The sequence below is a fragment of the Microcoleus sp. Pol12B3 genome (assembly GCF_036701355.1).
In the GTDB taxonomy this organism is placed as follows: Bacteria; Cyanobacteriota; Cyanobacteriia; order Cyanobacteriales; family Microcoleaceae; genus Microcoleus.
In genome coordinates this window covers 1-12096 of sequence record NZ_JAUBQS010000103.1, presented here as the reverse complement: position 1 = coordinate 12096, position 12096 = coordinate 1, and the positions used below count along the sequence as shown (strand labels likewise).

The window sequence follows — 12096 nt, the reverse complement described above, 5'->3', positions numbered from 1 at the left end:
CAACCGTGTCTGCGGTTCTATAGCCTGCGATCTACGGTTTGAGCGCCTGACTCTTTTAAGATACAAGGGGCGGGTTTCACAAATAATAATTGCCTAAAACCAACAATCTCGTAAACCCGCCCCCACCCAACGACAAATCACTAACTTCAAAAAATATGACACTTATTCAAGAAAAAACACTTGCATCAAAAGTTCGTCGCGACTTCCCAATTTTGAATGAAAAAGTCAACGGTAAACCGCTAGTTTATTTAGACAATGCAGCTACTTCTCAAAAGCCCCTAGCCGTGCTCAACGCTTGGCGCGACTACTACGAGAAATACAATGCAAACGTGCACCGCGGCGCTCACACTCTCAGCGCCAAAGCGACTGATGCTTACGAAGGTGCTAGAGACAAAGTTGCGGCCTTTATAAATGCCGCGTCGCGGCAAGAAATTGTTTACACTCGCAACGCCACCGAAGCGATTAATTTGGTTGCTTATTCTTGGGGTTTGAGCAATCTGCAAGCCGGAGATGAAATTATCCTGTCGGTAATGGAACACCACAGCAATCTCGTTCCCTGGCAAATGATTGCTCAAAGAACCGGTGCGGTGCTGAAGTTTGTGGAGTTAACGGAAACTAACGAGTTTGATGTGGAACAGTTTAAAACGCTGATTTCCCATAAAACTAAATTGGTGTCAACCGTTCACGTTTCTAATACTTTGGGCTGCATCAGTCCTGTCAAAGAAATCTGTAAAATTGCCCACAGTTTCGGCGCAAAAGTTTTAATAGATGCTTGCCAAAGCGTGCCGCACATGATAGTAGACGTGCAAGCAATAGATTGCGATTGGCTGGTTGCTTCCGGTCACAAAATGTGCGCTCCGACTGGCATCGGTTTTCTGTACGGTAAACTGGACTTGCTGAGAGAAATGCCTCCGTTTTTCGGCGGCGGCGAGATGATTGCTGACGTGTTTCTAGATTATTCCACCTATGCCGATTTGCCACACAAATTTGAGGCCGGGACGCCTGCAATCGGTGAGGCGATCGCCCTCGGTGCAGCAATCGATTATCTTAGTAACATTGGCATGGATAAGATTCACGCTTGCGAAGCTGAATTGACTGCTTATATGTTCCAACAATTGCGGCAAATTCCAGAAATCAAAATTTACGGGCCACAACCAGACAGCAACGGCGAAGGTAGGGCTGCATTAGCGGCATTTACAGCCGGAGAAATTCACCCTCAAGACTTGTCTACCATGTTAGACCAGGAGGGAGTCGCGATTCGTTCCGGGCATCACTGCACGCAAGCTTTGCACCGCTATTTGAACCTTTCATCTACGGCGCGGGCGAGTTTGTATTTTTACAATACTCGCGAGGAGATTGATGTGTTTGTGAAAGCGTTGAAAGAGACGATCGACTTTTTTGCTGGGATTATGGGATAATTTGGTAGGGTGGGCATTTGCCCACCTTGTTAGAACATTATTTGCCTTTGCCAAGCGGAATATCTCGTGAAAATAGTTGAGTATTATAGTTTAATAATACAACCACTACAAAACATGAATCAATATCCTATTATCCTCATGCCCGACCCTGTTATTCAAGCTATGGATGCAGTTCCATTCACATGGAAATTTAGTGAACCAAAACCTTTACCTCCTAGTTATAAGCCCCAACCAATAGATGTACTTTTGTTTTTTTATAAATCTCTCCCATTAATTATTCCTTTTGCAACTATTAGCCTAATTGCCAGTAGAAATATTATCATTAGTTTCTATATTTCGGTAGGTGGAATTTTGGTGACTGCCTTTAACTTCTGGCAAAAAAAAATGTCTTACTTACGAACACTTAATCAATACAAGCAACAAATGCGCGATTATAAAGATTTGTTAGCAGAATGGCAAAAGCGTGAGATTCAGCATAAACGGCAGATAGCAGAATCCCAAAAACCTGAAAAAATAAAACAGTATCGCTATCAGATAATTAAAGACATTATCATAAAAACCATCCCTCCTGAAGGTAGAATTGTCAGTACAAAGTCTCAGTGGCTTGAAAGTAAATTTTATAAGAACTTACAGCAATTATTCCCAGATAAAATTTATAATAATTTAATCATCCAAAAATTCCACTCCTATCAACCTTACTGTATAGAAATTTCTTATTTTGATAAGTTAACAAATTTACGTATTGATATAACAATTGATAAACCTTATCACTATGAAAGCGGTGAGCCTAAAAATTACGAAGTGCTTGTCCAAGAAAATCAGCGCCATCAACTATTTTTAGAAAAAGGATGGATAGTCATTAGATTTGCTGAGGAGCAAGTAGTCTGTTGGCCACAAAGCTGTTGTCGGGTAATAGCCGAAGTAATCAATCAAATAATAGGTACACCAATTCCCGAGGAATTGACAACTGTAGAAACTTTACGACCTATCCAGCAATGGAATGAATTTGAAGCACGACAAATGGCACAGGAACGCTATCGAGATAATTATTTAATCTAGCGATCCCCCTTTTTTTGACCGCAGATGAAGGCAGATGAACACGGATGAACGCGAATGAAGAAGAAAGCGATCACACCCCCAAATACAAGGAGGCGATAATGTTTGTGTTAAACCTATCAGCAGAAAATTGGGTTGGCAACCAGGATGAAGGTGATTTAATAGAAAGTCCTACTTGGAGTCACATAGAACAAGCCATCCGCGAGTTAAATGGGAAAACTAAAACTTTAGTTACCTTGGGTGCAGATGACGAGTGTTATATGAGCATTGGTGGCGGCGAATCCGGCAAATATATTGTTAACGTAACTTGTGATAACGTTAGCTTCCATAATTTAGTAGATCCCTCAAAACCCGATGCAATATAAACGCTAGTTGTCGGCGGACAAGAAGGTAATTATTCCGCCCGGATGTGTGTGAATTTAGAGAGGGCCCTGTTGGCAGCTCAAACATTTACAGTATCAGGAGAACTGGAAATATCACTGTCTTGGGAAGAAGAGAAAGAATTAGTAATGCTGTCATCAAATAAGATTTAACACAACCTAAGTGAAGTGCGATCGCCTTTTCATCCCTCTGCGTTCATCAGCGTGTATCCGCCTGCATCTGCGGTTCAAAAAAAGAAGCCGCTTTTTGATAGTATCTGGGCCTGTGATAAAATAAAACTAGAGTTTTCTCAGCTCAAGGAGATTTTGACATGATTGATTGCTACTACTTCAAGTTTAGCCGAACAGAGAACACTGCTAGAAAACATTAGCTGGTCAACCTTTGAAACGTTGCTCAAAGAAATAGGCGATAAGCGAGGTTATCGCATAGCTTACGATGAAGGGAGACTGGAAATTATGGCGCCACTATTTGAACATGAGAACTACAAGAGCAATTTCGGTAATTTCATCCTTGCTTTAGCAGAAGAACTCGACATTGAAATTAAAAGTGCTGGCTCAACTACTCTCAAACTCAAAAATGCCAAAAAAGGCATAGAACCAGATAACTGTTATTATATCCAAAATGAAGCAGCAGTTAGAGGCAGGCAAGAACTAGATTTAGAAACTTTCCCACCGCCAGAATTAGCAATTGAAATAGATATTACCAGCAGTTCAGTTGATAAGTTTGCCATTTACTCCGCACTTCGCGTCCCGGAACTCTGGCTATATAACGGGCGAGTTTTGAAATTTTATCAGTTGGTAGAAACTGAATATATTGAGCGCGACTTTAGTATTGCTTTTCCCTTTGTATCAGCAGAAATGGCGGGGTTTTTCAGTCGCACTCAAACGATAGGAGAAATTGCTTTGCTGAAATCATTTAGAACTTGGGTTAAAGGGAAAATATACAGCAATTTCCAGGTTTATGGAGTACGGTTGCAAGGGTTTGTCAACCATTTTGGTAAGTGTTTGGGATTAAGGTGTACTCTATTTGCGTGGAATCTGCTGTAATATTCTATAGCAAGGTGCACAGTGGGCACCCTACATAATTAGGTGCTGCGCCCAAGGCTATTAAAACTCCCTAATTTCAGGATGGATAAACTTATAACCCGCCGCCTTAATCTTTTGATTCGACACCCTAGCATTATAAGGCCGCACGCTAGGGCTTCCCTCCCAAGAAACTTTAGGCAAATTATTAGCTTCAAAAATGCGATCGAGCAATTCGCGACTGGATAGCGATACATCGCTAACTAAATTATAAATTCCCTGCAATCGATTTTCCAAAGCAAAGGTTAACCCCCCAACAACATCATCCCGATGCACCCAATTAGTAGCATCTTCCCCCGCACCGGGGCGAGTGTTCCCAGCCCAGCGCCCAAAGATTTTAACTAATTCTCGGCCAGGCCCATAAATTCCTCCCAAACGGAGAATGCAAACGTGAAGATTGGCATTAGATGCTGCTAATAAAACCCGTTCTGTTTCTGCCATAATTTCACCGTTTGGGTTGGCAGGTGCGACTGGTGACTCTTCATTTACCACTTCACCTTTGCGATCGCCATACACAGAATAAGTACCAGTATAAATAACCTGTTTTACTATTGGTATCTGCTTTAAAACCGATACCAAAGTAGTCGCTGTATCTAAATAACTCTCCTGATAAGTATCAGAATTTGGAGCACCTACGCACAGCATAACAGCATCTTGTTCTTGCAATACAGCCGTCATTGCATCTTTGTCATTTCCCTTGAGCACGGCTACCCGCTGCGCGACACCCTCCAACTCAACTACTCGCGTCGCCGTGGTAGTTGTCGCCGTCACGATACAATCAGATTTGCCGCGTAACTGTTTGGCTGTCGCAGTACCCACATAGCCGCAGCCGACGATCGCAACTTTCATAAAAAATTCTCCTTTGTTTGATACTCTCTAAAATTATTGCCGGTTTCTGAAATCATGGCGCGCTGAGTTTTGTGGTAAAATGTAAAGCATCCTTATCAATCGGAGTAGCATCGTGTCCGAGAGAGATATTTTTGCCACCTCATCAGAAAGCGAACTTAAGGCTTTTTATGGTTCTTTGTTTGCGATCGCAGCCGCCGATGGTTCCGTTGATATTGACGAACTAGATTTGTTGTTTAAAACCATAAATTTAGACAAATTTTCTGACTCTGCAAAGGCTCAAATCCAATCCTACACAGCCAGTCCCCCATCACTCAGCGACTGTTTGCAAACACTCAGCAAGTCAGAAGAAGCGCTGCGTTTGGGAGTCATGTATTTTTTAATTAACATTGCTGGGGCAGATAAAACGCTGCATCCTGGAGAAAGCGAGGCGATCCAATCCGCAAAAAAACTGCTGGCGGTTTCCGACTTGCAAATCCAAGCCATGCAGGAATTTATCGCAGACATCAAACAAATACGGGAGGCAACCCCTAATAAAAATCAGCCATCAGCATCTTTTAATTCGGCTGTTTCCCAGCTTAAAACTAAGGGCATTCCTCTCGATTTAATCGACCGGAAAGGAACCACAACAAACTTCAGCAACCCCCAAATGAACTATTCCGATGAAAGTTTTTGGGCTAAACTTAAAAACTTTGCTTTAACCGCAGGAAGAGAAGTAGTTGAAAAAGCTTTAATTCTCTACTATACGGCTCAGAACCCCAACGTGCCTGCTTGGGCAAAAGGAGTTGTAGTTGGAGCTTTGACCTATTTTATATCTCCTGTCGATGCCATTCCCGATATATTAGTCGGCATCGGATTTACAGACGATTTGGGAGTATTGCTAGCTGCCATAGCTACTGTTTCAATATACATTAATGCTGATACTAAAAAACAAGCAAAGCAAAAAATAAAAGATGGGTTTGGTCAATAATATTATGTCCGGTTGAGCGTTTTGTGGTGTCGGCATCGGACTAATAGAATCTGAATAATATAGCTGTTTTGAATCGGATAAAACAAAGGACACTGCGCTGCCGTGTCCCTACTTAATATATGTAATTCACTCAACTGAAAACTTGATTATTATGGATTCTCAGTCTTTAATCGGCTTACCATCTCGATTGACAATACGGCTTTCACCATCCTTAGCCGTGACATTTTCATAAACTCCTTCATCCCGCTTCACGTACTTGCTAAAACCCGAATTTTTATAATCGGTGTCGGATGTCGGCTTCATCAATCTCGGAGCGCTCAGCAGTCGGCGTACCGGAGCATCTGCGGGAGTCTCCCCGGGTTCGCACTTAGCCAACTCGCACAGTTGGCCCCAAGTCGAAACTTCCAGGTTCATGCTGTGCCACACTTCTAACTGCTGGTTGTTTTCGGGACACAAATAATCGTATACAGGCATACTAAGAATCTCGTTTGCAACTACTAAAATTACTAATTGCACGGTTATTGAAAATATTATAGCTCAACATTACTAATAATTCAACCCCAAAAATCAAAGTTTACTATTTTTAACGGTTGTTGAAACCTTAAATCAGCTATATTATTAACCCTGTGTGCTTGCTCCCGAATGCGATCGAGACAAAGCCCAAAAGTACGCTACCCTGAAATTCTCTGACTCGATCCAACGACGATCGCACGATCGACGGTTAGCAAATGCCCGCAAGACTTCCCTCAATGCCGTCACAGGATTGATCATCGTCATTTTCAGACTGTACGCCAATCACAGATTCTAAGTTTCAATTTTATTTATTTACTCACCCGCGAGGATTTACCGATGAGCGATTTCAAAGTTACGCCAGAAGTAGAGCTGAACACAGCTCAAATGTTGGAGCGATACCAACTGCAAGATGAGACAACTCTACGGCGTTGGGCAAAAGTACACGGCATCAACAGCACTCGTGGTTTCTTCTATCCCAGCGAAGTAGATTTGATGGATCACGCTCACCACCATCTCTACAATTTGGGAATGAGCATTGCGGATTACCAAAGTCTTTTAGACCGACGCCGCAGCCATTCCCAGACACCGGGCGACCAAAATAAAACAGTAGCAAGTCAAGTTGCTGACGAAGCATACGATGCCATAGAAACGCTCACAGAGCAGTATGCTGAAGCTATTGATTTAATGGGAGAACGTATAGCAGACCATTTCATCGATGAACTCGATTTATCTGTGATGAGGCACCTTTCTAAAAAAGTGCAAGACCGGCGGACTCTCAACGGTCAAACTAAAAAGCCTAACCGTTTTCTCCAAGTGATTAAAGCTGTGTTGCAACCGACCAGCGAAAATACACTTCTGGTTCCCAAAAAAGAGAATGACTCTAGTTTAGAATTAGAACAGCATCATCGGCTCGGCTAGTCGCTGATTTTTTTGAAAGACTAAGAGACTTTTTGTTCAATTTACTGGTCAATTTTACTGAAAAGCAGACCCGGAACCCTCCCCTTTTCAAGGGGAGGGAGCAAGAGTCGCATTTTTTATATTATGAAACGGAATAGAAGAAAATAAATTGAGATTTCCCCGAAGTCTAAATTACTTTTCAATTGATGTTGGGTTTCGCGACGAACAAAACCTAATATAACTAGGGACAGATTGCGCGATCGCCAAAATTAGAGATAATATCTGCTGAATTGAACCTGTCAACCTCGCCCAAGGTAAAAAAATGATTAAATCCTGGATGGTAATTGGAGGCGTCGCCTTGATAGTAGCACTAGCAGCGAACTTAATCCCGCCCAGCGACATCCAATGGTTCAACCGCTTGCAGCGTCCGAGATGGCTAGTATTTGAAAAAGCAATTCCCCTAATTTGGACAGTAATTTTTATTTGTGCAGCTTGGTCAGCAGTGATTGTTTGGGAAAAAGAACCGGGAACTCAGGAGACTTGGCTGAAAATGGGTTTGTACCTGCTTTTAGAAATAGTAACCATGTCTTACACCTCGGTTATGTGCAAAGTTAGGAGCCTAAAAGTCGGCACAATAATCGGCGGAACGGGCGCTATTTTAAGCGTAATACTAGCTTTAAGTGTGTTGCAAGTTTCCAAGCCTGCCGCCCTGTTATTGCTGCCTTACATACTTTGGAGTCCGATCGGGACTTACACCACTTGGGCAATGATGCACCTCAATCCAGCGGATGTTTAGGCTCTGGAATTAGTCATTTTAATGGAATTGCAAGCATCGGGAAAAAGCACTATTTTTCGGTAGTCTCTAGCTGCAACGCAGGTTTTAGTCAGCAAAGACTTGATGCAAAATAATAGTACAGTTGCACAACTGGAAAATTATGATATAGGTAGCCCAAGCTGCATGAACCAAGTGTGCTTGTCTATATAACCGCGTTGAAAATGGATTTTGCCATCAACAACATGAAAGAAGCCACAGCCTTGCAGCGTAAAACTTTTGCCAGTTGGTAGGTTCCCACCAAACTCACCTAGAAATGTGCCCCCACCAGTCCACTCGACGATCGCCCACTCGCCATCCTCAAACAGATTCTCAACGTGCGTGTAATTGTCTGGAAAAGCTTGGAAGAAGGTAACAAAACTCTCCAGCAATTCCTCACGACCGTTTAGAGGATCGCCAAAGGCAACTTGATGGTTCTCTGCATCGTCGTGATAAAGCTCGATCAGGGCGTGAGGGTCACGATCGTTATAAGCAGAAACCCAGTCTTGGATCACTTGCTTAGGCGTTTTCATTTTTGGTTCCCTAATACAAACTAAGTAAAGATATTAAGTACCCGCTTATCACCCTCAAATTTACCGACTTGGAGACCTGCTAGGGGGCTCGGTTTCCGGCGGTTCGGGAGGGGGAGATTCAGCATCCGGAGGATTCAGCGACTCCTCCCAAACTTTGATTTGCGATCGAGCTTGCTCAAAAGCCCGAGTACCCGATGGAATTTTCTTCAAAGTCGCGATCGCCCCAGCCAGATCCGACGACGACTGTTCCACACCAAGCGCCAAAATCCGCTGGCTCCACTCATCAATCGCCTCACTCGCCTGCCACCGGAGCGAACTCGACTCGGGCACCTGAAGGGCCAGCCCAATTGCCGTTTGCAGAGCCTCCGCAGTCCCCGATCGGGCAGCCTGACGGGCGTTCTGCAAATCTTGCTCGCCCTGAAATTGAGCCTCCCAAGTCCGAATGTTCGATCGAGCTTCCTCATAAAGCACCCGTCCCGATCGAATCCGGCGGGCCATCTCAATTGCCCCCGCCAAATTGCCGCTCGCCGCTAGCTGCTGAGCTCTATCTAAAAACGGCTGGTCAACAAGCCGCTGTCTCCTCTCGATCCAAGCTTGAATTTTGGTTTGAGCTTCCACATAAAGCGCCCTACCTCTAGCTATCCGAGAAGCTTGAGCAACGGCCGCTTCCAGAGCATTCGGATCGCCCGTACTTGCCAAATCGTTAGCTCTTTGCAAATACGGACTGTCTTCCAGCAGCTCGATTTGACGGCTCAAGCTGGTAATTTGACTGCGAGCTTCCGAAGCGCGGGGATTTGATTGGGGGACTGTTTGCAATTGCGCGATCGCAGCCCTCAAATCATTTACCCCACCCGGCGCCGCCAGCCTGCTTGCCAAATCCAAAACTTTCACATCAGCCATTTCTTGCTGCCAGCGGCCGACTAAATCTTGAGCTTGTTTGTATAAAGGGCGACCGGACTTCAACTTTTGAGCAATCTCGATCGCCTTGGAGAAACCCTCAACAGAGCCAGTCAAAGCCTGGGAAGTAGCATTCGCCAACTGGTTAAAATCCTCAACTTGTTCCCTTAAATTTGCAGTGTCGGGAATCTTGTTAGCGATCGCGATCGCCTCCTGCCAATCCCCTGCCTGCAATCGTTTTTGGGCGATATCCAAAATTTTCTTGCTAAATTCCGCGATCGCCTTATTGGCAGCTTGATACAAATAACTGTTTTGACCAATTCCCTCAGCCAGCTTAATCGCCGTCACCAGATTGTCGAGACCTCCCTCCGAGGCTGTATTCCGGGCTTTTACCAACTTATTGCCCTCAGCCCGAGTCGTCTGAATTAGCTGAGTCAATTCCTCGTACTTAGCTGATTCCCAGAAAGTATTTCCCAAATCCAAAAGCAAAGTAGCTTGGCGGAAAGCCGGCGCCCACTCTTCCTTACGCAAGTGGTCTTGGGCTGTGCCGTAAATTTTCTCTGCATCGCTCCATATCGACTGCCACTTTTCAATCTGCTTTTCCACCGTCGGGTAAGTGGGAACGTCTTTAGGAACCTTGCGAGCGAGCGCAATCGCCTCCTCCAGCTTTCCTTCTTGGAAAGTAGCATTTCCCAGCCTGAGAATATCCTCCGACCACCGATCGATTTGAGTGTTAATTCTCGGCCGCAGCGGATGGTCTTTTGGCAAAGCATTAACTAATTCGATCGCCCTGAGCAAATCATCCGCCGTCCGCTTGCTTGCTGCTTCTTGAGCACAAAAAAAGCGATCGTTAGCAGAAGCCGTCGGCCAAAAAATCTTTGAGCAATTGGACTGCGAGGTCAGGTTGAGTAAAGACGCAATTGCCACAAACCCCATACCCACTGATAGCATCAAACTAAGCGCCAGCCAAAACTGCCACTTATTCGACCAGTTCCGCCAAAACGGATTGTGTTCTCCGGGCGGCTGCGAGTTTTCCCCAGACAAATTCGGCGGTATTTCCAGATGCCCTCCCGGCAGTTTTCCCGAAGTAACCAACTCTCGGAGTTCTTTAAGTCGTTCAGCCCGGTTTTTCCTTGCTGGTAAGCGCACCAGCGACGAAGTATCCTTTTTTGACTCCAAGGATTCTGATGCAGACCAACGGCCTGGTATTTTGCGATCTTGACTCATATCCTCACCACAAACAGCAACCAGCTAGCGTTAGTTATTTAAAAACTGCGAGCGCTGCTATCAACTGCTCTATAAAATGTATTCATCACTTTTACATACTCCCGTCGGCCCTAGACTGCAAGAGCCGATCGCCAAACCGCCAAAATCAAAATTTTGTGATTAGGTAATTGATAATGCGTAATTGGCAATTGGTCAAGGCCGTCATCCCTAACTCGCACTCAATAGAGCCAATTACACATTATCGTCTCAAGAACCGGAGTTCGATCGCAAATCGCCGATCAGTTCCGCAAGTTGGTCGCTATTAGCTTTGTAAACCTCGTTGCAGAAATGGCACGTAGCCTCAGCCCCCCCATCTTTTTCAATCATGTCTTGGAGTTCCGCTTCGCCCAACATTTTCAAAGCTCCCAAAACTCGATCGAACGAACAGCCACAGTCAAAGCGCACCATCTGAGTTTCCGGGAAAATTTCCAGGCCCATATCTCCCAGTAACTCTTCGAGAATCTGGTGCAGCGTTTTGCCCGATCGCAGCAGCGGCGTAAAGCCGGACAATTCAGCAACTCTAGATTCTAAAGTTTGCACCAATTTTTCGTCCGTTGCCGCCTTCGGCAGAACCTGCAACAGCACACCCCCAGACGCTTCTACCCCGCCCGCCCCCACAAACACCCCCAAAACCAGAGCCGAAGGCGTTTGCTCCGAGGTTGCCAAATAGTGAGTCAGATCGTCGCCAATTTCGCCGGAAACCAATTCTACCGTACTTGAATAAGGGAATCCGTATCCAACGTCCCGCACCACGTACAAATAACCGTCACCTATTGCCCCGCCAACGTCGAGTTTGCCTTTAGCATTGGGCGGCAATTCGACTTCGGGATTGTCCACATAACCTCGAACTGTTCCATCAAGTCCCGCATCCACCAGAAGCCCGCCCAGCGGGCCATCTCCTTTGATGCGAATGTTGACTCTCGATTCGGGCCGCTTCATGCTGGAGGCGAGTAACAGCCCTGCCGACATTGTGCGGCCGAGGGCCGCTGTAGCCACGTAGGAGAGCTTGTGCCGCTGTCTTGCTTCTTCGGTGAGGCGGGTGGAAATGACGCCTACAGCGCGAATTCCGCCATCTGCGGCTGTAGCGCGAATTAATTGATCGGCCATGAAAAACCTTACTTTGTCTTTTGATATCTTCTTGAACTATTTTAGAAGTTCTTGAAGGTTGTGGCAGCAGATAGCAGCAGTTGACTCGGCGGGCCTGGGAGTGCGATCGAACTTCAGAACTCCCCTCTGTTTTCTATTTAATCTTAATTAACAGACTATTTATTAACAAATATTCGGCGGATTTTTTCAAATTATAGTCATTTCAAATAAGTATGAGACTTTTAAAAAATGAGGTAAAATGAAAAAAAAATCGTTAACCAGTTAGGGAAAATGTCTTACAGCATAGATTTGAGAAAAAGAGTAGTGGACTATGTAGAAA

The 12096-nt window shown here is 44.9% G+C and carries 13 protein-coding genes; 8 read left to right on the top strand and 5 right to left on the bottom strand.

The window, feature by feature from the left end:
• Window positions 1-155 precede the first annotated feature (155 nt).
• The 4 genes from QUA53_RS27630 (at window position 156) to QUA53_RS27615 (ending at window position 3901) form a co-directional block, all read left to right on the top strand.
• Window positions 156-1418 carry a SufS family cysteine desulfurase gene (locus QUA53_RS27630; RefSeq protein WP_333100966.1) on the top strand — a complete coding sequence of 421 codons (1263 nt, stop codon included), beginning with the start codon at window positions 156-158 and terminating at the stop codon, window positions 1416-1418.
• Between the two features lie 66 nt (window positions 1419-1484).
• Window positions 1485-2477 carry a hypothetical protein gene (locus QUA53_RS27625; protein WP_333249240.1) on the top strand — a complete coding sequence of 331 codons (993 nt, stop codon included), beginning with the start codon at window positions 1485-1487 and terminating at the stop codon, window positions 2475-2477.
• 44 nt (window positions 2478-2521) lie between these two features.
• Window positions 2522-2839: a hypothetical protein gene (locus QUA53_RS27620; protein ID WP_333100963.1), complete on the top strand. Its 318-nt coding sequence runs from the start codon at window positions 2522-2524 to the stop codon at window positions 2837-2839.
• Between the two features lie 330 nt (window positions 2840-3169).
• The gene (locus QUA53_RS27615; protein WP_333100962.1) at window positions 3170-3901 is read left to right on the top strand and encodes a Uma2 family endonuclease; all 732 of its coding nucleotides are present in this window, start codon (window positions 3170-3172) and stop codon (window positions 3899-3901) included.
• Window positions 3902-3961: 60 nt separating this feature from the next.
• Here QUA53_RS27615 and QUA53_RS27610 read toward each other — a convergent pair whose 3' ends face one another.
• Window positions 3962-4786, bottom strand: coding sequence for an NAD-dependent epimerase/dehydratase family protein (locus QUA53_RS27610; RefSeq protein ID WP_333100961.1), 825 nt, complete (start codon window positions 4784-4786; stop codon window positions 3962-3964).
• A 112-nt stretch (window positions 4787-4898) separates the two neighbouring features.
• Here QUA53_RS27610 and QUA53_RS27605 point away from each other — a divergent pair, with 112 nt between their 5' ends.
• Entirely contained in the window at window positions 4899-5753 is an 855-nt protein-coding gene (locus QUA53_RS27605) for a DUF1232 domain-containing protein (protein WP_333100960.1), read from the top strand.
• A 159-nt stretch (window positions 5754-5912) separates the two neighbouring features.
• Here the strand turns inward: QUA53_RS27605 and QUA53_RS27600 are convergent, their stop codons facing one another.
• A complete protein-coding gene (locus QUA53_RS27600; protein ID WP_333036151.1) occupies window positions 5913-6227 on the bottom strand; it encodes a zinc ribbon domain-containing protein in 315 nt (104 codons plus the stop codon).
• Window positions 6228-6381: 154 nt separating this feature from the next.
• Here QUA53_RS27600 and QUA53_RS27595 point away from each other — a divergent pair, with 154 nt between their 5' ends.
• The 3 genes from QUA53_RS27595 (at window position 6382) to QUA53_RS27585 (ending at window position 7959) form a co-directional block, all read left to right on the top strand.
• Entirely contained in the window at window positions 6382-6561 is a 180-nt protein-coding gene (locus tag QUA53_RS27595; RefSeq protein WP_333100958.1) for a hypothetical protein, read from the top strand.
• A 41-nt stretch (window positions 6562-6602) separates the two neighbouring features.
• Window positions 6603-7184 (top strand): hypothetical protein, encoded by a 582-nt coding sequence (locus QUA53_RS27590; protein WP_333100957.1) that lies wholly within the window; start codon window positions 6603-6605, stop codon window positions 7182-7184.
• Window positions 7185-7485: 301 nt separating this feature from the next.
• Window positions 7486-7959, top strand: a complete 474-nt coding sequence (locus tag QUA53_RS27585; RefSeq protein ID WP_333100955.1) for a TspO/MBR family protein — start codon at window positions 7486-7488, stop codon at window positions 7957-7959.
• 137 nt (window positions 7960-8096) lie between these two features.
• Here QUA53_RS27585 and QUA53_RS27580 read toward each other — a convergent pair whose 3' ends face one another.
• From QUA53_RS27580 to hslO, 3 genes are all read right to left on the bottom strand, one after another.
• Entirely contained in the window at window positions 8097-8507 is a 411-nt protein-coding gene (locus QUA53_RS27580) for an ester cyclase (protein WP_333100954.1), read from the bottom strand.
• A gap of 60 nt (window positions 8508-8567) precedes the next feature.
• Complete coding sequence (locus QUA53_RS27575) at window positions 8568-10631, bottom strand: hypothetical protein (RefSeq protein ID WP_333100953.1); 2064 nt, start codon at window positions 10629-10631, stop codon at window positions 8568-8570.
• A gap of 246 nt (window positions 10632-10877) precedes the next feature.
• A complete protein-coding gene (gene hslO, locus QUA53_RS27570) occupies window positions 10878-11777 on the bottom strand; it encodes an Hsp33 family molecular chaperone HslO (protein WP_333100952.1) in 900 nt (299 codons plus the stop codon).
• Window positions 11778-12096: the final 319 nt, after the last annotated feature.